The 22,622-nt window shown below is 71.3% G+C and carries 12 protein-coding genes; 5 read left to right on the plus strand and 7 right to left on the minus strand.

Annotated features, from left to right (window positions below):
- Positions 1-51: 51 nt before the first annotated feature.
- The 3 genes from ACQHII_RS01155 to ACQHII_RS01165 are packed head-to-tail and all read left to right on the plus strand — an operon-like array spanning position 52 to position 6,571.
- Positions 52-1,212, plus strand: coding sequence for an ATP-binding protein (locus ACQHII_RS01155; protein ID WP_427917372.1), 1,161 nt, complete (start codon positions 52-54; stop codon positions 1,210-1,212).
- Positions 1,209-4,718 (plus strand): vWA domain-containing protein, encoded by a 3,510-nt coding sequence (locus tag ACQHII_RS01160; protein ID WP_427917373.1) that lies wholly within the window; start codon positions 1,209-1,211, stop codon positions 4,716-4,718. The genes ACQHII_RS01155 and ACQHII_RS01160 overlap by 4 nt, the downstream gene beginning before the upstream one ends.
- A complete protein-coding gene (locus tag ACQHII_RS01165) occupies positions 4,715-6,571 on the plus strand; it encodes a hypothetical protein (RefSeq protein ID WP_427917374.1) in 1,857 nt (618 codons plus the stop codon). Before ACQHII_RS01160 ends, ACQHII_RS01165 begins: the two co-directional genes overlap by 4 nt.
- 418 nt (positions 6,572-6,989) lie before the next feature.
- Here the strand turns inward: ACQHII_RS01165 and ACQHII_RS01170 are convergent, their stop codons facing one another.
- A complete protein-coding gene (locus ACQHII_RS01170; protein WP_427917375.1) occupies positions 6,990-7,775 on the minus strand; it encodes a hypothetical protein in 786 nt (261 codons plus the stop codon).
- Between the two features lie 204 nt (positions 7,776-7,979).
- On the opposite strand from ACQHII_RS01170, the gene ACQHII_RS01175 reads away from it, so the two are divergent.
- The gene (locus ACQHII_RS01175; RefSeq protein ID WP_427917376.1) at positions 7,980-8,609 is read left to right on the plus strand and encodes a GNAT family N-acetyltransferase; all 630 of its coding nucleotides are present in this window, start codon (positions 7,980-7,982) and stop codon (positions 8,607-8,609) included.
- Positions 8,610-8,649: 40 nt separating this feature from the next.
- Here ACQHII_RS01175 and ACQHII_RS01180 read toward each other — a convergent pair whose 3' ends face one another.
- The 6 genes from ACQHII_RS01180 to ACQHII_RS01205 all read right to left on the minus strand — a co-directional run bounded on the left by ACQHII_RS01180 (position 8,650) and on the right by ACQHII_RS01205 (position 20,858).
- Entirely contained in the window at positions 8,650-12,738 is a 4,089-nt protein-coding gene (locus ACQHII_RS01180) for a beta-galactosidase (RefSeq protein ID WP_427925196.1), read from the minus strand.
- Positions 12,739-13,049: 311 nt separating this feature from the next.
- A complete protein-coding gene (locus ACQHII_RS01185) occupies positions 13,050-16,343 on the minus strand; it encodes a lectin (protein ID WP_427917377.1) in 3,294 nt (1,097 codons plus the stop codon).
- A 682-nt stretch (positions 16,344-17,025) separates the two neighbouring features.
- Positions 17,026-17,202 carry a hypothetical protein gene (locus ACQHII_RS01190; RefSeq protein ID WP_427917378.1) on the minus strand — a complete coding sequence of 59 codons (177 nt, stop codon included), beginning with the start codon at positions 17,200-17,202 and terminating at the stop codon, positions 17,026-17,028.
- A 142-nt stretch (positions 17,203-17,344) separates the two neighbouring features.
- Positions 17,345-18,595: an MFS transporter gene (locus tag ACQHII_RS01195; protein WP_427917379.1), complete on the minus strand. Its 1,251-nt coding sequence runs from the start codon at positions 18,593-18,595 to the stop codon at positions 17,345-17,347.
- Positions 18,596-18,606: 11 nt separating this feature from the next.
- Positions 18,607-19,500 carry a dihydrodipicolinate synthase family protein gene (locus tag ACQHII_RS01200; RefSeq protein ID WP_427917380.1) on the minus strand — a complete coding sequence of 298 codons (894 nt, stop codon included), beginning with the start codon at positions 19,498-19,500 and terminating at the stop codon, positions 18,607-18,609.
- 35 nt (positions 19,501-19,535) lie between these two features.
- On the minus strand, positions 19,536-20,858 hold the full coding sequence (locus ACQHII_RS01205; RefSeq protein ID WP_427917381.1) for an aminotransferase class I/II-fold pyridoxal phosphate-dependent enzyme: 1,323 nt from the start codon (positions 20,856-20,858) through the stop codon (positions 19,536-19,538).
- Between the two features lie 199 nt (positions 20,859-21,057).
- On the opposite strand from ACQHII_RS01205, the gene ACQHII_RS01210 reads away from it, so the two are divergent.
- Positions 21,058-22,545, plus strand: a complete 1,488-nt coding sequence (locus tag ACQHII_RS01210; protein ID WP_427917382.1) for a M4 family metallopeptidase — start codon at positions 21,058-21,060, stop codon at positions 22,543-22,545.
- Positions 22,546-22,622: the final 77 nt, after the last annotated feature.

The following is a 22,622-nucleotide window of genomic DNA, read 5'->3' on the forward strand; positions in this document are numbered from 1 at the left end:
CACCGGCGCCCCCTCATCAACGACCGACAGACCTACCCAGCAAGGAAGTTCATGACCCCGACCGACACGGCGACGACCCTGCCCGCCCGGCAGACGCTGCCCGCCGAAGAGCGCCACGCCACCGAACTCGCCTTCCTCGCCGCCCACGACGAGGGGCCCCGCCCGCCCGGCTGGCGGCTGACGCCCCGCTCCGTCATCACCTTCGTGTGCGGCAGCGCCGGCGAACCGCTCAAGCTCGCCAAGCCCCACGAGACGCTGCCCCGCGAACTCGTCATAGCCCCCAAGTTCGTCGGCGAACGCGCCCTGGTGGAGCGGTGCGTGGTCACGCTCGCCGGAGAACGCGGACTGCTGCTCGTCGGTGAGCCCGGTACGGCCAAGTCGATGCTCTCGGAACTGCTGTCGGCTGCCGTCTGCGGCACCAGCGCGCTCACCGTGCAGGGCACCGCGGGCACCACCGAGGACGCCCTGCGCTACGGCTGGAACTACGCCCTCCTCCTCGCCCAGGGCCCCACTCCCCAGGCACTGGTGGACTCGCCCGTGCTCGGCGCGATGCGCTCCGGACGGGTGGCGCGCGTCGAGGAGATCACCCGCTGTCTGCCCGAGGTCCAGGACGCGCTGGTGTCGATCCTCTCCGACCGCCGGATGAGTGTGCCCGAGCTGTCCGGCACCGACGAGGCGCAGGTCGCCGCCGCCCCCGGCTTCACCGTCATCGCCACCGCCAACCTCCGCGACCGCGGCGTCTCGGAGATGTCCGCCGCGCTCAAGCGCCGCTTCAACTTCGAGACGGTGCACCCGATCTCGGACGTCGACGCCGAGACCGCGCTCGTCAAGCGACAGGCCGTCGCGGCCGTCGAGCGGGCAGGCGCGGCCTTCGACGTGGACGACGCGGTGCTCGACGTCCTGGTGACCGTCTTCCGTGATCTGCGGGCCGGGCGTTCGGCCGAGGGCTGGGACGTGGAGCGTCCCGGCACGGTGATGTCCACCGCGGAGGCGGTGCAGGTCGCCGTCTCCCTCGGGGTGGCCACCGCCTATCTGCCCACCGGGGACCCCCTCGACCTGGTGCCCGGCCATCTCCTGGGCGTGGTCCGCAAGGACGATCCCTCCGACCATGCACGCCTGTTGGGCTACTGGGACGGCCCGGTGCGCCGCCGCGCCGAGGACGGCTCCGCGACCTGGCGCCGCCTCTGGGACCTGCGGGAGAACCTTCGGTGACGATCGCTCAGGACCCCAGGGCCGCGCTCGACACCCTGGCCGACTCCGTGGCGCCGTACCTGCTGGGCGTACGGCACCACAGCCCGGCGCTCGCCGCCGCCGTGCCCGCGCTGCTGGACGCGGCCGGCGCCGAAGTGGTCTGCGTGGAACTGCCGGTGGACTTCCAGCCGTGGCTGACCCATCTCGGCGCGCCCGGCACGCTCGCGCCGGTCGCGCTCGCGGGTGCCGGCGCGGACGGACGGCTCGGCTTCTATCCGTTCGCCGACTTCTCGCCCGAACTCGCCGCGGTCCGCTGGGCGCGGGACCGGGGCGTGGAGGTCGTCTGCTGCGACCTGCCGATGGCCGACGCTCGCTGGCACGCGGAGGCGCCCGAGCGCCCCGAGGCACCCGACCGTCCTGCGCCCGTGTCTTTCGCGCAGGCGCTCACCGCGGCCGGGACCGGCCGTGACGGGGACGACCTGTGGGACCGCAGCGTGGAGGTCCTCGCCCCCGGCTGCACACCGGAGTCGCTGCGCCGGGCCGCCCTGGGCGTGGGCTGGGCGCTGCGCCAGGACGCCGAGTCGTCCGGCGGTGTACCCGCGGTGGACCTGGCACGCGAGGCGCACATGCGGGAGACGATCGCCCTCGCGGCGGCCGGCGGGCGCCGCGTCGCGGCGGTGATCGGCTCCTTCCACGCGTCGGCACTGACCGACGGAGCAGGGGTGGAGGGGACGGCCTCGGTGTTCCCCGGGGAGCCCTCGCCCGTCGTCACCTCCCTGGTCCCGTACGCCTTCGATCTGCTGGACTCGCGGTCCGGTTATCCGGCCGGGATCCGCGACCCGCGCTGGCAGCAGGCGGTGTTCGGCGCGGCGGGCGATCCCGAGCTGCTGTACGACGCAGCCGCGCGGGCGATCACGGGAGTGTGCCGTGAGTTGCGCGCGGCCGGGCACACGGCGGGGACCGGCGAGGCCCGCGAGACGCTGCGCGTGGCCTGCGATCTCGCGCGGGTGCGCGGACTTCCGGCGCCGGGCCGGGGCGAGGTGCTGGAGGCCCTGACGTCCGTGATGGGACAGGGCGAGCCGCTCGGCCGGGGCCGTGCTCTCGCGCGGGCCCTGGAAGTGGTCCTCGTGGGCACCGATCGCGGCCGGGTCGCGCCGGGCACCCCGCGTTCCGGGCTCGGTCCTTCCGTCGAGGCCGAGCTCACCGCTCTGCGACTGCCCGGACCGGACGAGCCCGCTTCGCGTGAACTGCGCCTGGACCCGCTCCGTTCGGCCCTCGACAACCGGCGCGAGGTCCTCCTCCGGCGGCTCGACGTGTGCGGGGTCGGATACGGCGAACCCGTCGAGGTCGCCGGTACGGGCGACGCCTCCGCGCTCACCACGCGGTGGCGGCTGGCCTGGGTGCCGTCCGTGCCCGTCCGGCTCGACCTGGCCGGGGTGCGGGGCGTGACCGCCGCACTGGCGGCGGAGGGGACGCTGCGGGAGACCTTCCGCAGGGAGTCGGCGGACGGCGGCCCCACAAGTGCCCTCGTCCTGACGGGACTTCGGGACGCCGCCCGCTGCGATCTGCCCGCCCTGGTCGCCCAGCGGCTGGCCGAGGCCGCCGAGGTGCTGCCCGCCTCCGCGACGCTGCCCGAACTCCTCGCCGGGCTCGACCTGTTGGAGGCGCTGCGCCGCGCCCATCTGCCTGGCACCACACCAGAGACCCGTCAGGCGGCGGGCGTTCTCGCCGCCGATCTGCTGGAGTCGGCGGTGCGGTCCCTACCGGGACTGGCGGGCAGCGACGACCCGGAGGAGGCCGCCGCGCTCGTCGCATTGGCCACCCGCGCCGCCGACCACCGCCTGGGACTGCGGATGGACGAGGCCCTCGGCGGTCTCGCGCACACCGGTTCGCCCCTCGTCCAGGGAGCCGCTCTCGCCTGCCGGGTGCTGCTCGACCTGGACGACGCCGATGCTCTCGGTGCACGGGCCGCCGGCTGGATCGACGCGGCCACCGGTCCCGACGGGCGGCACGCGCTGGCCCGCAGACTCGCCGGACTGCTGACCGGGGCCGCACCGCTGCTCCAGTCGGCGCCCACCGCGCTCGACCCCCTGCTCGACCGGGTCGACACGCTGACCGACCTGGCGTTCCTCGACCGACTGCCCGCCCTGCGCGGTGGGTTCGACACGCTGTCCCCGGCGGCCCGCGACCGTCTGCTGAACACGGTCACGGAGCGGCTGGGTGACCGCCTCGACCTGACGCTGTCCGCCTCCCCGCGCCTGCTGGCCCTGTGGGCGGCGGCGGACGAGGCCGGCCGTACGGCGGTGGAGGCCCTGCGGGCGGGACCCCCGATGCCCCTGCCCACCGAGGCTCCGGAGCCCGAGACCGCCATCCCACGTCCCGTGCCGGACCCGTCGCTCCATGACGAACTCCATCTCACGCCGACGGACCGGTGGCGGCTGCTCCTCGGCAGGGAGAGCGACAAGTTGCCCGCGGGCGCCCGCCGTTACGCGCACGCACTCGACGAGCTGTACGGCAGGGGCCGCGGCGAGGGCTCCTCGGACCTGGGCCGGGACAACGGCCCCGGCGGGCAGGACGCCTCCTTCCCGACCGCGCGCGAGTGGGCGGAGGAACTCCAGGCGCTGTTCGGCGCGGAGGTGCGCGAGGAGGTCCTCGCCCGCGCAGCCGATCAGGGTCGTAGCGACGTATTGGCCGAGCTCGACCCGAAGTCCGTGCGTCCCTCGGTGGATCTGCTGACGTCCGTGCTGTCGTTGGCTGGCGGGATGCCCGAGCAGCAGCTGGCGCGCCTGCGCCCGCTGGTGCGCAGGCTGGTCGACGAATTGGCCAAGGAGCTGGCCACCCGGATGCGGCCCGCCCTGAGCGGACTGGCCACCCCTCGCCCAACTCGCCGTCCGGGCGGCCGGATCGACCTGCCGCGCACCCTGCGCGCGAACCTGGTCCACGCCCGCAAGAGGGCCGACGGCAGCACTCTGGTCGTGCCGGAGCGGCCGGTGTTCAGCACCCGTTCGCGCAAGGAAGCGGACTGGCGGCTGATCCTGGTGGTCGACGTGTCCGGGTCGATGGAGGCCTCCGTGATCTGGGCGGCGCTGACCGCCGCCGTACTGGGCGGAGTGCCCACGCTCAGCACGCACTTCCTGGCGTTCTCGACCGACGTGATCGACCTGACGGACAAGGTCGAGGACCCGCTGTCCCTGCTGCTGGAGGTACGGGTGGGCGGCGGCACTCACATCGCGGCCGGTCTGGCCTACGCCCGCTCCTTGGTGACCGTGCCCAGCCGGACCCTCGTGGTGGTGGTGAGCGACTTCGAGGAGGGTTATCCACTGGGCGGACTCCTGGGCGAGGTACGGGCGCTCGCGAGTTCCGGGGTGCATCTGATGGGCTGCGCCGCTCTGGACGACGCCGGCACCCCGCGCTACTCCGTGCCCGTGGCGCAACAACTCGTCGCGGCCGGGATGCCCGTCGCCGCCCTCAGTCCTCTCGCCCTCGCCCGCTGGGTGGGCGAACGCCTCCGCGGAGAGTCCCGATGAACCCCGAACTGCCCCCGGTGGCGCCCGAGGTGGCCGCTGCCGTCGTCGAGGCCCTGACCTCCCGACTGCGCAAGAAGCTGGACGCCGCGATCGAGACCTACGTGGCCGCGCCCGTCACCGTCGAGGGTGCTGTGCGGCGGGTGCGGTGCGGTGAGGACGCGGAGGTCGTGCTTACTCCGGGTCCTTCCGGGGCGGTCACGGACGCCGGGGAGGCCGTGTGCAGTTGTCTGCTGGCCCCGAGGTGTCTGCACCTCGCCGCCGTGCTCGGCGCGTGTCCGGTGGCGGACGCCGAGACGGCCGTAGCGCAGGAGGTCGGCACTTCCACGGAGGTCGAGCCGCCGGCGCAGGACACCGTCGCGCCGCCGCAGCAAACGGGCCCCACGGACGCTCAGTTGACCGCCGCCCGCTCACTGTGGGCAGCCGCGGCTGCCGTTCTGGCCGCCGGGATACCCGCTGCCGGCGCGGTGGCGCAGGCGGAGGTGCTGCGCGCCTCGCACACCGCGCGGCTCGCCGGGCTGCACCGCGCGGAGGCGGCGGCGCTGCGGGTGGTCCGCGGCCTGCGGGGCGCGCGGTCCCATCATGACGGTCACCGGCTGGCCGACCTGGTCGCCGATCTGCGTGAACTGCTGCTGACCACAGGCCTGTTGGCGGCAGCGGATCCGGCCCCGGCGCTGGTCGGAACCGCCCGACGCAGCTACCGGCCGGAAGGCGCGCTGCGCGTGCACGGGGTGTGCCGGGAGCCGGTAATCTCCGCCACCGGTTACGGCGGGGTGGTCACCCATGTCATCTCCGACGACGGGCGCTGGTTCACCGTCGCGGACGTGAAACCCGGGGGTCCCGCCCGTGCGCGCGGAGCCGCCACGGCCACGGTCGCTCTCGGTTCGGGCAGCGTCGACCATGCCGGGCTCTCCCGTGGCGGGCTGCTGATCTCGGGGGCTACGCTGTCCTCGGACGGCCGCCTCGGCGCGGGCAAGGGGGTTCGGGCGACGCCGGTCGCGGGCCGGTCCTGGATCTCGGGACCGTTGGCCGCGCTGTTCGCCCGGCCCCTCTCCGAGGCCGTCGCCGCCCGGCTCGGAAATGCTCCGGTGAGCGATCCGGAGGGCGTCGAGCGGACGGCCGGCGAGCTGATCGGCTGTGATCTGGTCGTCGTCGGAGTGGTCGAACAGCACTTGCTGGCCCAGGAGTTGACCTCCGGCCGACCGGACCCGGACGGCCTCCTGATCCGCCTCCTCCCGGCCAGCGGCCACCCCGACCTCGCCCACACCGCGAACCTTCGCCGCCTGGCGTCCCGCCCCGGGCTACGACTGCGTGTCGTCGGCCGCCTCGACCCCGATCGCGCGGCCACGCTCCGTCCGCTCGCCGTCGGCCCGACGCCGGAAGCGGAGGGGACCACGGCGACGACCCTGCGGCTGCCCGCGGAGTGGCAGGGCCATGCCGATCTGGGCTACGACCGCATCGAAGGCAGCCATCTGCCGCCCGCCGACGCCCTCCTGGAGACGGCCGGGCTCCCCCGCATCCCGTCCGACCCGGTGACGGAGGCGCCGTTGTGGCGGCTGCGGCGGCTGGTCGAGGTCGCCGTGTCCGGTGGGCGCAGGGCCGCCGCCGAGCCCGCGCGCGACGGCGACCGGGCCGGGGCCGTCGTGGCGCTGCGGCGGGCCGGGTTCCGGACGGCCGCGGACCTGTCGCAGGCGCTCGCCGCGGAGGCGGACCGGCGTGGGCGCGATGTGTTCGGCCGCACCGAGGAAGCAGACCCGGACGGGTACGCGCGCGCCTGGCTCGCCGCGGCCGTCTACCTGGCCGGGACCGAACGGGCGCTGGTCCGCGCCACATGGGAGGCGCCGGACGCGACCTGACCGCCTGGCCGGTTCCCGGGCGGATTCAGTCTCCCTCTCCGGGTGCGTGGGTCACACTCAAATCCCGCTTGTGCGGGGGCAGTTCCTGTTGGACTCCGCGACTTTCCCGAGGACGACCATGCGCCGGTGCCCGACAGCCCCAGCTCGGCCTGGATGCTCGGTGCGGCGATGGACACGATCGTCTGGTCGACGAACGTCATCGCGACCAGTGTCAGCCGTCGGAACGAGGACGAGGATCCGGTTCCGGTTCCGGTTCCGGTTCCGGGCATCGGGAAGTCGTTTCGGGTGGCTCCGCTCCCCTCGCTGACGCCCAAAACTCATCTGCGGGCGCGGTTTCCGCGTCCGTCGGCCGGGCCGGCGTCCACCCCGGATGGACGCCGGCCCCACCGCCCCGACAGGTGGGGACGGGCGCGGCTCGTCACCTGACGTCGACGAAGTCCCCTGTCGCCGTGGCCGGGCCGGTGGTGGGGGTACCGGCGAAGACGAAGCGGAAGTAGCCGTCGGCCTTCGCCTTGGTGGTGGTCTTCAGCTTGCCGCCGACTCCGCTGGTGACGGTCTTCAACGTGGTGTAGACGGAGCTGCCCTTCTTGCGGAACTGCAGCTGGACCGGCCGGTCCTGGTAGCCGGTGTAGGTGCCGGTGTCCCAGTTGGCGCGGGTCAGCCTGCCGGTGACGGTGATCGTCCTGCCCTTCTTCACCGGCTCGGGTGAGGCGTTGACCGTCACCTCGGCGTACCGCTTGAAGTTCGCCGTGCCGGCCTCGTCGATCTCCGTCCATTCGTCCGTGGTGTCCTGCGCCCCGGCGAGCACCTTCCAGGCTCCGGCGAGACCGTTGTGGTCGAAGTCCCGGGCGGCGTCCACACCGAGGCTCACCTTGCACGTGGAGGTGGTCGGGTCCGCCGGCGACACCACGCATGCCCCCGCGGGCAGTGGGAAGACGCCGTCGGCGTCGTCCGTGTTGGGACCGTGCCACGGATAGGCCCAGGACGCGGCGACACCCTGGGGGTCGTGCGCCGTCCACGTGATCGTGACGGTCTTTCTGGTGGTCAGACCGAGCACGATGTCCTTGCCTCCGTTGACCACGACGTTCGAGAACGTGGTGTCGTCGGCAGCGGTCCGGTCCGCCGCCTGGGCGGTGGCCGGAAGCATCGACGCGGAAAGAGTGGCTGTCAGGAAAGTGACGGCGACGGCCGGGCGCATACGCATGAGTCCCCCCTTGGGACGCTGGGTCCGCCGCTCCCCCAAGCGTCGGACCTGATGGTGTGTCATCGGGGGCTAGACCCATGAGTGCCGGTCCGGGTTGCCCCGTTCCCTCTGGCAAGCCGCCCTCACTCCTGATGTAATAGGTGAAACGCACGTCCGTTACTTACATCGGGAGGGGCTTTGTCTTTCAGGAACACGGCTGAAGCCGTGGGAGCGTGGGTCGAGGGTTGGGCCCTTTCGCGTGGCGCTGCCGAACCGGCACCCAGCCCCTGGGGTTTCACCATCGACGCCGGTCTGCCCCAGCACGTCATGCGCCACGTCCTGACCACAGCCGACGAGCCGACCGTCCGCAAGATCACCGAGGGCGCCACCGCCCCGAACGTCTGGCTGAAGGCGTTCATACCGCCGGAGACGCTCACCCCCTGGCTGGCCCCGGGCTGGTCCCTGGCAGCCGGTCCCGGCTTCCTGATGTCCGCCCCGCTGCGCGCCTCCCGCACCGAGGTCCCCGACGGCTACCGGCTGCGCACCTGGAGCCGCGCGGGCGTGACCCGCGCCCTGGTGCGCACTGCGGACGGCGCCTTCGCCGCGCGCGGTCAGATAGCCGTGACCGGTTCCACCGCCGTCGTCGACCAGGTGGAGACCGGCCCGGACCACCGGCGCCGCGGCCTGGGGCGCCTGGTGATGGCCACGCTCGCCGAGGTCGCGGCCGGACAGGGGGCGACGGTCGGCGTGCTGGGCGCGACGCCGGACGGCCGGGCCCTGTACGAGCGAATCGGGTGGCGCGTCCTGGCCCCGCTGACCAGCGCTGTGCGGGGCCCGGACCCGCTGGAGGCATGAGCGCGAGCAGCAGCGACGCCCCCGCTGCGCCGCCTCTCGGTCATTCACACGTCAGCGTGGGCGTCCCCCAGTCGCCGTGGTCGTTGCCGTTGCCGTCGCCCCCGTCACCGACCTTGAGGTCGAGCACCTGGGCGCCGCTGACGTCGACGTCGATCGGCACAGCGGCCTGTTTGCCGCGGATGGTCGGCGTGGTGACCAGGGTCCTGCCGTCGGCGATCACGGAGAACGTCACCGTGCCCGCGCCGTTCGTCTCGTCGTCGACGCCGACGTACGCCGTCAACCGCGAGCACTGTCCGGCGAGATACAGCTCGACGTCGCTCACCGAGTTGGTGCCCAGCCCCTTGGCGTAGCCGACGCCCGCGATGGTGATCGGACGGCCGTCACCGGCCGCCTGCTCGCCGACGCTGGTGTCGCGTTCCACCGGGCCCCACCCGTTGGTGGACGACAGGAACGGCAGACCGCTCACGTCGCTCTGTCCGGCGGGCGGAGCCGGCGGGATACCTCGGACGATGCGCTCGTCGCCGCCGACGGCCTGCCGTCCGTTCTGCCGGTAGTGCACCGTGGCGGTGAGCGCCGAGGCGGACGGCAGCGTTCCGGACGGGGGCCGGACCTGCCAGGTGAAAATGGCCGACGCGCCGGGCCGCAGGCGCTCGACCGAGGCGGGGCCGGTGGCACTCACGCTCCAGCCGTCCGGCGCCGAGAGCGACGCCGTCAGTCCGGAGGCGGGCCGTCCGCCCTTCGGCACCCGGACCGTCGTACGGGCGGTGAAGGCCTGTCCCGGCTGGGCGGTGTCCGGCACGTCGAGGGTGACGTCCGCTCCAGGGCGCTTCGGCATGGCGTAGGTCCGGGCGTCGTAGCGCGGGCTGTCGTTCTGTGCGACGCGCAGCGAGGAGGCGTAGCTGCCGTAGTCGGTCAGTGAGACCTGGCCGAGGCCGCCGGTGGTGCCGTCGAGGTTCCACACGGCGATGGCGATGCTGTTGTGGCCGTTCGGGTTCAGGATCCCGTTCGGGACCGGGAAGGTGTGCTGCGGGCCGAGGTAGTTGACGTAGTTGCCGACCTGCCAGCCGTTCACGAAGATCGTGGCGCGGTACTTGCGTGCCGGGTCGTCGGTGAATGTCAGCCCGAGTGACGTGTCCTGACCGTGCGGAAGGTCGAGCTTGGCGTCGGTGCGGTACCAGGAGACGCCGGGCGTCGTGTCGGTGGTCGGCAGGGTCACGCGGTTCCAGTCGGCGTCCGGGTAGCCCGGCAGCGACCAGCCGGCCCGCTCGCCGTACAGGCCGCCCGTCGACAGCGCACCGCGGACCGTGTCCTGGAGGTCCTCGCCGCCCCGTACGCCCTGGAGGCGCCAGGTGACGGACGTCAGCGGCGCGCCGACGAGGGAGGCGCTGGTCAGGCCGCGCGCGGCTTTGTTGCCGTTGGTGGAGTTGTAGTCCTCCTCGTGTCCCATGTTGACGGTGAGGACTGAAATGACGTTGTCCCCTTGGGACTTCACCGCGTCGGCCGGGAAGGCGAAGTCACCGCTGCCGGTGGTGGAACTGCCCAGGAAGGTCCCGTTGAGCCAGACGGAGAACGCCTGCGCGCCTCCTCCCGAGTCCGAGACCAGGTGGATGCCGGTCTCCTTGCCGGTGGCGCGGAAGCGGCCCCGGTACCACGTGTTGCCGGTGTGGAAGCCGTAGTCGTCGGCGTAGAGCACCGGCAGCGAGTTGACGCCGGAGACGCTGTTGGTCGTCGCCTTGTCGGCCACCTGCCAGCTGGTGTCGTCGAAACCGGGGGCCGCTTCGGGGGACTCCTCGGCGTGCTTCCAGTTCGTCAGCGTCGGCAGTTGTACCGGGGCGGCCACCGGGATCTTCCCGGTGAGGCTCCCCGTGTCGGTGGCGTGGGTGCCCAACGCCCTTCCGTTCCAGGTGACTTGGGAGGCGGAGGTGAACACCTCGATGTTCTTGTCGTCGGCGTTGTCGCCGGTGAGCGCCACGGTGCGGCCGCCGTGCAGGCTGGTCGCAGTCCGCAGCAGGTGGGTGCCGCGCACGAGCACCGGGCCGCTCGCCGTGTCCTGGCGCCAGAAGGTCTCCGCGGTGGCCTTGTCGCCGACGAGCAGAAGGAGCGGGCGCTTGCCGCCGCCGCTGATGCTGATGCGGATCAGACCCTTGTGCGTGTAGTTCAGGCGGAGGTCGCCGGTGGCCGGGTCCCAACTGGTCGCGACCGTGCCGCCGTTGGCGGTCACGTTGGGCTCGGTGGCGTAGCGCAGGACCGTCTCGCCGTCGCTGTCCTGGTCGCCGTAGAGCACGGCGACGTCCCGGTCCCCGATGGTCGTGCTGGTCATGATCTCGGAGGTCGAGTACTGCAACTGGGCTTCGCCGAGGCGGTAGTTGGCCACGATCACGTGGGAGTCGCGTCCGTCGAGGGTGATCGCGGTGCCGGGCTGCTGCGGCACGACCGGGTAGGTCGGCTCCGCCGCGGAGTCGCTCGTCGGTACGTCGATGGCGTCCACGGCCACGTAGTTGTCCGTGGATCCCGAGCCGTGGTTCCCGGCGACGACGATCTTCAGCGTGTGCGCGCCGGGCGCGAGGCCGGCCTTCTGGAAGAGCACGGCCTGGCTCTCGCTGCCGGAGTCGTCGACCGTGGCCACCTTGGTGCCGTCGAGGTAGACGTCGGCGTTGCCGTGGTTGTTGGTCTTCGAGCCGATCCAGCGGATCGCGGTGCCGTCGAAGGGGACGGTGAGCGAGTCGCCGGCCGTTTTCGAGAACGACTCGGTGTGTTTGTAATCGCCGCCGGTGTAGCTCGTGTTGGCCACATGGGACCACGAACCGGCGTACTGGAGCGCGGAGTCGGGGTCGTCCCAGGTATAGGTGGTGTCGGCGGACGGGACGGCGTTGAAGTCCAGGGAGATGTGGGTCTTGTCGACCGCGGTCGAGGTGGAGTTGCCGTGCCGCAGGACGTGGAACTGCGTCTTGGTGTCGGGGTTCATCCGGGCGGTGTCCACCACCGCGGAGTCGTCCGGCGGTGTGGTCCTGATCGCCTCGGTCTTGGTCAGCGGGGCGACCGACTGCGTGAAGTACCCGATGAGCTTGTCCTCGTAGTACTTCGGGTCGAGCTGACGGGTCTCGCGGATCGCGGCCCCGTAGTCGTACGACGTGTAGTTCTGCGGCATGCCGAGCCAGCCCCAGTTGGTGCCGCCGTAGGTCATGTAGAAGCTCTGCGCGGTCGCGCCGACGGCGATGTTCTGCTTGTAGAAGACGTTGGCGAACTGGTCGTTGATGAGCTGCGCGCACTTGTCGTAGCCGGGGCCGCCCCAGGGGTCGAAAGCACCGCCCTGGAACTCCGGTGAGTACAGCGGTTTTCCGGCCGGGTGGTCGTAGCTGATGTCGGGGACGCCGTTCCACTTCGCGGGGTTGGAGCAGTTGAAGCCCTGCGGGTAGGAGTCCGGGCCATCCACGTCCAGGGCACCGGTACCGGAGTTGAAGGTGCCGTTGTTGTTGCCGGTCAGCGGGACCGTGATGCCGTCCGCGCGGGCCTTGTCCTCCAGGTGCTGCATGTAGGAGCGGCCTGCGGCCGAGCCGTTGTAGTACTCGTTCTCGACCTGATAGGCGATCACCGACCCGGTGCCGTTGGTCAGTTGGTGGCGCGCGATGATCCGGTCGATCTGCGTCAGCCACTCGTCCGCGTACTTGAGGAACTGCGGGTCGTCGCTGCGGTTGTTGCCGGCCTTGGTGCTCAGCCAGCCGGGCAGTCCGCCGCCGTCGACCTCCGCGTTGATGTACGGCGCCGGGCGGGCGATGACGTAGAGCCCTGCCTCCTGGGCCATGTCGAGGAGCTTGTCGACGTCCCGCACCCCGGTGAAGTCGTAGACCCCCGGCTTGGGCGAGTGGTAGCCCCAATCGAAGTACAGGGAGGTGGAGTTGAAGCCCGCGGCCTTCATCTTCTGGAAGATGTCTCGCCACAGGTCCTGGCTCGGGAGCCGGAAGTAGTGGAACTCGCCGGACCACAGGTAGGTGCGCTGCCCGTCGACGAGGAACGAGTAGCCGTCGAGCGTCACGGTGTGCGCCTGCGGACTGACGGCGGATGATTCCGGACTGACGGCGGGCGTCTGCTCGCCGATGTCCTGCGCAGCAGCTGTGGCCGGTGCGGTCATGCCCGCCGCGAGGGCGATGGTCGCGGCCGTCGCGAGGACCGCCCTCCACCACCGGCGTCGACCGGGTCTCACACCTTCCGAACCGTTCCGACTACCCCGCACGGCGGCCTCCAGACCGACTGGGCGAACAGCATCAAACAGACTCAGGCAAAGCCGAACAGTAAAGGTGCACAGGGCTCACCACAATGGGTCGGGAGAAGACAGTTGAGGGGCCGGTTCCCGGGTTCGCGTCCGGAAACCGGCCCGACATCGTCAGGACCGCCAGTACCTCAACTGCCGCACTGGCACCTCACTGTTGCCCCACAGGGGCCTCACTGGCCGAAGCCGTACGCGAACAGGTGGTCGGCGCCCGACGAGCCCGTCACCGGCAGCGTGATCGACGCGACCTGCTTGGACGCGTCCAGCGGGACCTTCGTGGCGAAGACATAGGCCTTGACGTTGTCCCGGCCTCCGCTCCCGGTGTTGCGGTAGGCGGTCGTGACGGCCGTCGTGTCCCCCGCGAGGGGCTTGCTGCCGCCGCCGTTGAGCGTCCAGTCCGAGAAGCCGATCGTGGCCTGCGAGGTGGTGCCGTCGGTGTACGTGACGGTCACCGTCCCCGAGACCCCGCTGCCGTCGGTCGGCGCGTTGGTCGCCGTACCCAGCAGACCGAGCGAGGCGCCGGACGCGCCGGACGGCATCGGGATGGTCTGGCCTGCCATCTCCAGGTTGTCCAGCTGCCCGGACGTCACCGTCGGCCAGGTGTACGAGATGCCGTCGGCCGTGACGGTGGAGCCGCTGGTGACACCGGCCGCCGCCAGCGCGTTCTGCGAGAACGCCCAGCCACCGTTGTCGAATCCGCCCGAGAAGGAGGTGCCGTCGGGGTAGATGCCCTCGTTGGTGGCGTACGGCCACAGCGCGCCGGGCTTGGCGACGGCCACGCGGAGGGTCGCCCCGCTCAGTGCCGTACCGGTGCTGTGGTCGGTGAGCGCGAAGGTGACCGGGTAGGTTCCCTCGTTCGCGCCCGCCGTGACCTTGACCTTCGCCTCGGCGCTGCCCGTCGCGGGGACCGTCAGCGAACCGGACGAGGTGTCGAGCGTGACGCCGGAGGGCGCCGTCGCCTTCCAGTCGACCGTGACGGCCGTGCTGCCGAGGTTGGTCAGGTCGAGCGTGCCGTCACCGGACGCGCCCGGCTGGAGGACCAGGCCGTCGCTGGAGGGACCGGTCGCGGCCAGCACCCGGCCGCCGCCGGTGGTGTCCGAGGGCGGAGCCGCCGAAGGAGCGGACGCCCAGGCCTTGTTGGGCGCGGTGCCGAGCGTGAAGTCGAGCGTGCCCGCGCCCTGGAACTGCTGGTAGCTCAGCCAGGAGCTGTTCCACGCCTTGCCCTTGACGGCGAGCGACTGCACGTACGGCGCGTCGGGCGCGGCCTGCGGTGCGTTGATCCCGACGGTCCTGCCGTTGCCGAGGGTCACCTTGGCGACCGGGAAGGCCGGGCTGCCGAGGGCCAGGGTGTCCGTGCCCGGGGTCTCCGGGTACATGCCGAGCTCGGACCAGACGTACCAGGAGCTCATCGCACCGAGGTCGTCGTTGCCGAACGAGCCGACCGGCGCGTTGAAGTACAGGTTCTGCTGGGCGTCGCGCACGGCCGCCTGGGTCTTCCAGGGCTGGCCCGTGTAGTCGTACTCCCAGGGGATCTCCACGCTGGGTTCGTTGCTCAGGTCGGCGTCGGTGTTGCCGGGCCGGGTGATGTTGTCGAGCAGGCTGTCCAGGTAGGTCGAGTACGCCGTGTCGCCGCCGCGTGCCTGGATGAGCTGCTTCAGGTTGAAGGGGACCATCGGCGTGTACTGGGCGGAGGTGCCCTCCACGAAGCCGTTGGAGGTGCCCGGGGTGAAGCCGCCCGCGAACTGGCCGTCCTTGTTCTTGGCCTGCATGTAGCCGGTCTGCGGGTTGAAGACGTTCATCCAGTCCTGGGCACGGGTGGCGAACTTCTCGTAGACGGATGTGTTGCCGAGCGACTTCGCGAAGGCGGCGACGGCGTAGTCGGCGGAGTCGTATTCGAGTTGGGTGGAGACGGGGCCGTAGAAGTTGCAGCAGTTGTAGTCGTTCTCGTCGAGCGGGAGATAGCCCTTCGCGTCCCGTACGGGCTCTCCGGGGCGGTCGTTGTTCGGGACCGTGGCCTCGTGCTGGAGGGCCGAAAGGGCTTTGGCGGTATCGAAGTTGGTGGCGCCGAAGGCGTACGCGTCGGCGATGATGCCGGCGGCCGGGTCGCCGACCATGACATAGCTCTCGCCGTTGTTCGAGGCCCACTTGGGCAACAGACCTGTCTGGTCATAGCCGTTGAGCATCGAGGTGACGACGTCACCCGCGACCTTCGGCTCGACCAGCGCCATCAGCTGGGTCTGGGAGCGATAGGTGTCCCAGCCGGAGTAGTTGGCGTACTGGGCCTTCTGTCCCTTGGCCAGCGTGTGGATCTGGTTGTCCATGCCCATGTACTGGCCGTTGTCGTCGGAGAAGACGTTCGGGTGCAGCAGGGCGTGGTAGAGCGCGGTGTAGAACTGCGTCTGCTGGTCCGAACTGCCGCCGCCGATCTGCAACTTGGTCAGTACCGCGTTCCAGGCGTCGTGATTGGCCTTCTCCACGGCGGCGAGATCCCACTTCTTGATCTCGGTGGAGAGGTTGTTCGCCGCTCCGGCGTCGCTCGTGTACGAGATGCCGACCTTGGCGTTCACCGTGGGGTTCGAGGTGGTGTCGAAGGTCAGGTACATGCCGTTCGCACCGGTGGTGGGCGGCTGGGCGGCAGCGGAAGTCCGCGATGCGGCGCTCGCTGCTGGGGACGGCGTACCGGAGTGCTTGTTCGCGCTCGTGTGGATCGTCGGGGCGGGCTTCGCCGGGACGGTGAAGTGCTTCTCCTTCAGCGGCGCCGACTTCGTCTTCTGCGGGGCCGGTTGGACCTTGCCGGCCTTCAGCGATGTGGCGTCGGGGGTGATGGTGCCGCCGACCCAGGTACCGCTCGCGGCGAACGGCCGGTCGAACTTGATGTCGAAGTGCAGCGTGTATCTGTTCGCGGCGCCGCAGAAGTGACCGCTGTCGATCGCGCCGCTGATCTCCTGGCTGTTGACGACCTGGACGCGGGTCCCGTCGATCTGGGTGGCACCGCCGCTGAGCTTGAACAGCAGGTTCGCCTGCTGCCCCGCGGGGAAGGTGAAGCGGCCGAGGCCCGCGCGGGTGGTGTCGCTCAGCTCGGTCCTGACGCCGTTCGCGTCGGTGACCTTGTAGTGGCCGAGTCCCGCCTGCTCGTCGGTATGGCTGAAGCCGGCGGACGTGGTGCCGAGGTCGCCCGACAGCGCGCCGGTCACCGGCAGGATCGGCAGGTCACCCGCGACGGGGCAGCCCGGGCCGGAGATGTGGGTGAGGCTGAAGCCGGAGATCTTCTTGTCGTTGTACTCGTAGCCGCCGCCGTCGGGCCGGTCGGGCGTCGTGTCGGGGCCCCACTGGACCATCCCGGCCGGCATGTCGGGACCGGGGAAGGTGTCCACCGCACCGGAGGTGCCGATGAGCGGGTTGACGAGGGACGCGGGGTCCGTCACCAGGGCCGGCGTCGCGCCGCTCGCGGCATAGGCGTTGCCCACTGTCGGCAGTGGCAGAAGAGCCAGGCCCAGGACGCAGAACAGGGCCGGATATCGGCGGGATCTCTTGCGGTCACGTGGCGCGGCTGAATGTCGGGGTCTCACCATCGGTTGCCTCCGCAGCAATTCGTGCCTGGCAGAACAGGTGCCGACGCACCGAGATCCCGGAACGCCGACGACAGGCAACAGTTCCGGTCGCCCCCGACGGCCTGACAACGTTGCCATGCACGAGTGTCGAGTGAAACGTGTGCGCTGATGGCGTGTCAACGAGGCCAACGGGACTTTCTGAACGCGAAGTTCATCCAGAGGCGCGTGGGGCGACGACCACCCCGGGTGACATCAGAGTTCCGGAGCAGCCCGACCCGTCTTGCACTCGTGCGCAAACTCCGCCGCAAACACATCGAGTCGGCGGCGTACCTCTCGAAGCAGTTGCACAACCGGCGGGCGCGGCAATGGTTCCGGCAAGAATCCCCCAGCGCCGGGTCATCCCAACGCCACGAGACGCCCATTCACGTCGAGCCGACAGCCACACCGGGTCGCAATCGCCCCGCTCTTCCGCCACCGCGTTTCGTGAACTGCCCTGCGGAGTCGCAGCGGTTGGCCGTCCTGAGCTGACGCCCGCGTTGAAAACGAGGTCAGGAGTACTTCTCTCGTTTCCGACAACTTCTCGGCCGCCGCCCCAAGGCTAGGCTTCACCGTCATCGACGTAGTCGCTGTCCTCCTCGCCCTCGTCGCGCTTGGCACTCGCAAGGGCCCACACGACGAAGGCGAGCAGTACGGCGCCGAGGATCGCTGTCGCGAGGTGAACTTGGATGATGCCGATGATCAATAACGCGGCGGCGAGTGCCACTATCAGGACCATGACACACACGCCGACCTCCGGAAATGGCGTCGGTCGCAGCTGGGCCCGATGCGCCTTTTCTCCTGGGCAGTGCTTCTTTCCCCGCAACCGACAGGATCCGCCCTGGTGAGGACACGAGGATAGGACGACTCCCTCGGTGCGGTCACAAATGCTTCTCGTCGGCTTTCCCGAAACGCGCCTCGGCGGTCGCAGCGGCGACGGAGACGGAGACGGCCAGGAGGCCGACGACGAGTGGCAGTCTGACGGACAGGCCGGTCAGTGATCCGGCCAGTGCCGTGCCGGCGGAGCCGGACGTGATCTTCAGGGCCGCGATCCAGATGAAGACCTGGCCGCGCGCTCCACTCGGCGCGTACTCCGTGCGGGCCGCGAGGGTGGAGGCGAAGAAGAAGGTGTTGAGGATCCCGGTGAGGGCGTAGGCCGCGACGGACAGCGCGAAGGCGGGGCTCGCGGTGACGGCGAGGAGACCCGCGACGACACCCAAGGCGAGGCGGCGCATCAGCCGGTCCGGGTCGCCGGTGAGCGGGCGGACCATCACCGCTATCGACCCGGCGAGATTGCCGAGGCCGTACGCGGCGGTCAGCACGGCCGCGGTGGCGGGCTCGGTGCCGAGGATCTTCGTCAGATGGACCGCGGTGATCGGCAGCGCGGCGACGCTCAGGGCGACGACCATCGTGAGGTAGACGGTGCGCCGGAGCCGGCCCGTGCGGGCTATCAGCGCGAGGGTCGCTCCCGGCTTGAGGATCGCCGACCCGTCGCCGCCGTGCGACGGCGCGCTGAACGGAAGGAGCAGGATGCCGCCCGCCGCCGTGGCCGCCCCGGCCGCGAGTGCGAGCGCCGCCGCGGTGGGCGAGACCCAGCCGGACAGGGCGGCCACCAGCGACGGCCCTACGGTGCCGCCGATGCCGTAGGTGGCCACGTCCCAGCCCTGGGCCCGGCGCTGCGTGCGCAGTCGGGGTCCGACGATGGCGGGCAGCCGGCTGCTGATGCCTCCGGTCAGGAGCGGCCCGCAGGCGCCGGCCGTGGCGAGCAGCAACGCGGCCAGTACGACGGGTGTGTGACCGTACGTCAGCACACCTGCGGTCAGCGCGACGGCGTACAGCAGACAGGCCGCCGCGATGACCTTGCGGCCGTCCCGGGCGAGGTCCAGCGACCGGGCGACGAAGGGGCCGAGCAGATGCGGGGCGGTGATGCAGGCGCCGAGCACTCCGGCGAGCGTCCCGGAGCCGCCGGACGAGGTGACGAGCAGGACGACGGCGACCACGGCTCCGCCGTCCGCGGTGCGGGCGAGAGCCGCGGCGACGACATAGCGCGCCAGGCCGCCGGCAGCCCCTCCGGACGGAGGCGAGCCCTCCCGCGACCTCGGTGAACTGCCCGCCGTGCGTTGCGAGTTCACGCCGTTCGTGTTCAGGAGGTGAGCCCGAGGGTGTCCAGCGCGGCGGCGACCTCCTGGCGGGTGGATTCGTCCAGCCCCCGCAGCGGAAGCGGCAGGTTCGGCTCGCCCGTCAGGCCGAGGTGGGAGGCGGCGGCGGAGATGACGCGCAGGCTGCCGTGGCGGCGGAACAGGGCCCACAGCGGCTCGAGTTGAGCGGAGAGGTCCTCCGCCGGGCCCGCGTGGCCGGACTGGGCGGCGCGGGTGACGGCGAGCGCGATCAGCGGAAAGGTGCCGCCGATGACCGAGTACCAGGCGTCGCACCCGGCGTTCAGACCGCGCGCGGCCGTCCAGTCCCCGCTCACCCCGATGGTGACGGTGTCGGGAATCAGCGCGCGCAGCGCGGCGACCCGGAGTTCGGCCTGGCGCGGGTCGTCGGGCACACCGGGGATCTTGATCGAGCCGATGTTGGGCAACTGCGCGATACGGCCGTGCAGTTCGTCGGTGAAGTGCACATGGGTGGTGCCGGGGTTGTCGTAGACGCACAGTGGCACGGAGAGGTCGCGTGTCACGTCCTCGTACAGGCCGAACACCTCGTCCTCGGTGAGCGCCTGGTACGTCATCGGGGCGAGCAGCACTCCGGAGGCGCCCGCCTGCTGAGCGTCCTCGGCCAACTGCCTTACGTGCGCGGTGCGCAGCGCGCCGATGCCGACGATGACGGGCACCCCGTCGGCGGCCTCGACCGCGATCTTCGCGGCGTGGGCGCGCTGTTCGCGGGTGAGGTAGGCGTAGCCGCCGGTGGAGCCGAGCGCGCCGATGGAGTCCACACCGGCGGCGGCGAGCCGTGCGACGAGCGCGGCGTACGCCTTTTCGTCGATGCCCTGCTCGTCGGTGGGCGTGAGGGGGAAGGCGCTCAGGCCGCGGAACATGATGACTCCTTGCTTGGGTGGGACGTCCGTGATGGTCAGTTGACCGCTGCCGAGCGCAATTCCTTTACGACCGCGGCGAGTTCGGCGGCGAAGGCCTCGGCCTGCGGCTCGGTGACGGTGGAGGAGGTGACGCGGATCGCGCCCTGGTGGGCGGCGGGGTCCGGCGCGAAGAGGTAACCGGGGCGTACCGCCCACCCGCGCTGGGCGAGGGCCGCGACCGCGGCCCGTGCGTCGACGTCGAGCTGGACCCATACGTTCAGCCCGTCGGGCCGGTGCGGGACCTCGATGCCCTGCGCGTGCAGCCGCTCGACGAGCAGACCACTGCGCTGTGCGTACAACTCGCGGGCCCGTTCGTGGAGTTCGTGGACGCGGGGATCGAGGAGGAGTTCACGCGTGACGTGCTGGAGCAGGCGGCTGACCCAGGTGGTGCCGGCGCTCAGCCGCGCTTCCAGGCGCGCGGCGGTCTCGGCGTCGGCGGCGACGAGGGCGAGGCGCAGATCCGGTCCGAGGAACTTGGACACGGACCGCACCAGCGCCCAGCGTGAACTGCTCGGTGGTGTGATCCGGTGGTACGGCCGCGCGGAGACCGCCGAGAAGTGGTCGTCCTCGATCACGAGGACCTGGGGGTGCTCCGCGAGGATCGCGCGCAGGTCGGCCGCCCGTTCCTCGGTGAGGCTCGCGCCGGTCGGGTTGTGGGCCCGGGGTGTGCACACGACCGCGCGGGCGCCGGCTTCCAGGGCGGCGCGCAGGGCGTCGGGGCGCATCCCGGCGCCGTCGACGCCGACGGGTGCGGTGCGGTAGCCGTTGAGGCGCAGGGTGCCGATACTCGCCAGGAAGCAGGGGTCCTCGATCGCGACCAGGTCGCCCCGGGTGAGGTGGGCGTTCAGGAGCCGCTCGGTGGCATCCACCGCTCCGTGCGTGACCAGCGTGCGGAACGGATGGTCGATGTCCTCGGCGAAGTCGGCGCCGGCCCATGCCTCCAGTCCGGCGTCGACGGCGGGCGCGCCGTACAGCGGCGGGCTGTAGTCGCCGCGCCGGGTGGCGGCCAGGATGTCGGGCAGCAGCCGCGGGTCGGGGTTGCCGCCGGCCAGGTCGACGCAGTCGGCGTCGACACCGACGCCTTCGCGCGCGAGGTGCGGCACGGCCGCGACGACCGTGCCGCCACGGCCCCGGGTCTCGGCCACTCCCGCCTCGACAAGGCGCCGGTACGCGAGGGCGACCGTGTTCCGGTTGACGCCCAGCTCGGCGGCGAGGGTCCGCACCGGGGGCAGACTCGTGCGCGGCGCCAGCTCGCCCGAAGCGACCTGGTCCCGCACGCTCCCCGCGATCTCGGCCGCGGTGACGCCCCTGATACCCACGTGATCAGCTCCACCCGAGGAGAAGGATTCGTCCGATCAGAAGGATTCGTCCTATGCCAATGTTTGTCCTAGGCCAAACATACGGCACGGACGACCACTGATGCCAACGCCCTCGTCGAGCTGGTGGAAACCCTGGACGCAGCCGGGGCCCGCTGGTTCCCTGACCGTGTGCGTCAATGCCCGGGGGAAGCGGGGAAGCATGGACAGCACGCTGATAGCGGCACTCATCGGCGCGGCGGGCGGCGGTGTCGCCACGGCCGCCGGTGGACTGCTGCGCACCCACAGCAACGCCCGTACGGCGGCCAGGCTGATCTACGCCGAACTGACCAGGAACAGCACGGCAGTTGCGTACTACCGCAGATACGGGCACTGGGCGGCGCCCGCGCCGAGCCGCACCGCCTGGGACGACCACGGGCCGCTGCTCGCGCGCAAACGCGACAGCGGGATCTTCGAAGCCGTGCTGCGTGGCTACGAGGCGCTGGAGGCAATGCCGTTCATCACCGGGGACACCGTCTCCGAGGAGGCTCGCGAGGATCTGGCCCGGGACGCCGTGCGGCGGCTGGTGCGCGCGATCACGGAGATCGGCGAGGTGGCCCGGATCTCCAAGGGCCAGATCCGGGCCTGGACGCAGCGTCTGGAGCTGGTCGAGCGCAGCGCCGGTCCGCTGGAGCCCGCGCTGCTGCGTTCCGGCGTGGTCCCGCCGCTCATCATGGAACGGATGACGGATCAGGCCCCGCCGCAGCTCTTCCTCTTCCGACGTGCCGAGGTGTACGTCGAGGAGGGACGCGTCGTACGGAATCCGGACATGGCGTCGGCCTACGACGTGAAGCATGTCGTCTTCGACGCACGGTGGGGCACGGATCTCGACAGCCTCTCCACGGTGGCCCGTTCCACCGGTCACGGCCCGGTCGGCGACCCGGCCGTCGACGAGGCGTACGAGGGGCTGGTGGCCACGTCGAAGTTCCTGAGCGAGGTCTTCGGCCGGCAGTACGTCACGACGCCCGGCGAGGGGCCGATCGCTGCGGTCGTCCACTACGACCGGAAGTACAACAACGCGTTCTGGAACGGTGAGGTCGTGGTCTTCGGGGACGGCGACGACCGGATCTTCACCCGGTTCAGCAAGCGCCTCGACATCATCGGCGTCGAGGTCTGGAAGGGAATCGGCGAACTGAGGCTGATCCCCAACAGCGGCCAGCCCGGGGCACTCCACAACTCGATCTGCGATGTCTTCGGAGTGCTGCTCAAGCAGTACAGCCTCGATCAGACCGCGGATCAGGCGGACTGGTTGCTGGGTGCCGGGCTGCTGGCTCCCGGCGTCCACGGCCGCGCGCTGCGTTCCCTGAAGGATCCCGGCAGCGCCTACGACGACGCCGTCCTCGGCACCGACCAGCAGCCCCGGACGATGGACGGCTACCAGCACACGGAGCACGACAACGGAGGCGTACACCTCAACTCGGGCATCCCCAACCACGCGTTCTACCTTGTGGCCGAGCGGCTCGGCGGCAAGGCCTGGGAGCGCGCCGGACAGATCTGGTGGGCGGCCCTCACCAGCGCCGAACTCGACGAGCACGTGCAGTTCGCCGACTTCGCCCGTCTGACGGCCACTTCGGCGCTCCGCCTCTACGGCGAGGGCGAGGAGCAGCGCGCGGTTCTCGACGCGTGGTCCGCTGTCGGAGTCCTGCCGTAGGCGCGACGGGTGCGGGAGTTTCTGCCGGTAGCGATCCGCGTGCTGCCGAGCTGTCCTGATCGGCCCGCGCTTGCCAG

It is taken from the genome of Streptomyces sp. cg40, from assembly GCF_050320165.1.
GTDB classification, from domain to species: Bacteria; Actinomycetota; Actinomycetes; order Streptomycetales; family Streptomycetaceae; genus Streptomyces; species Streptomyces hokutonensis.

Coding starts and splice junctions, on each gene's coding strand:
- ACQHII_RS01210 (WP_427917382.1), top strand. CDS start 21,058: ATGGACAGCACGCTGATAGCGGCACTCATCGGCGCGGCGGGCGGCGGT.
- ACQHII_RS01155 (WP_427917372.1), top strand. CDS start 52: ATGACCCCGACCGACACGGCGACGACCCTGCCCGCCCGGCAGACGCTG.
- ACQHII_RS01190 (WP_427917378.1), bottom strand. CDS start 17,202: ATGGTCCTGATAGTGGCACTCGCCGCCGCGTTATTGATCATCGGCATC.
- ACQHII_RS01170 (WP_427917375.1), bottom strand. CDS start 7,775: ATGCGTATGCGCCCGGCCGTCGCCGTCACTTTCCTGACAGCCACTCTT.
- ACQHII_RS01180 (WP_427925196.1), bottom strand. CDS start 12,738: ATGACCGCACCGGCCACAGCTGCTGCGCAGGACATCGGCGAGCAGACG.
- ACQHII_RS01165 (WP_427917374.1), top strand. CDS start 4,715: ATGAACCCCGAACTGCCCCCGGTGGCGCCCGAGGTGGCCGCTGCCGTC.
- ACQHII_RS01200 (WP_427917380.1), bottom strand. CDS start 19,500: ATGTTCCGCGGCCTGAGCGCCTTCCCCCTCACGCCCACCGACGAGCAG.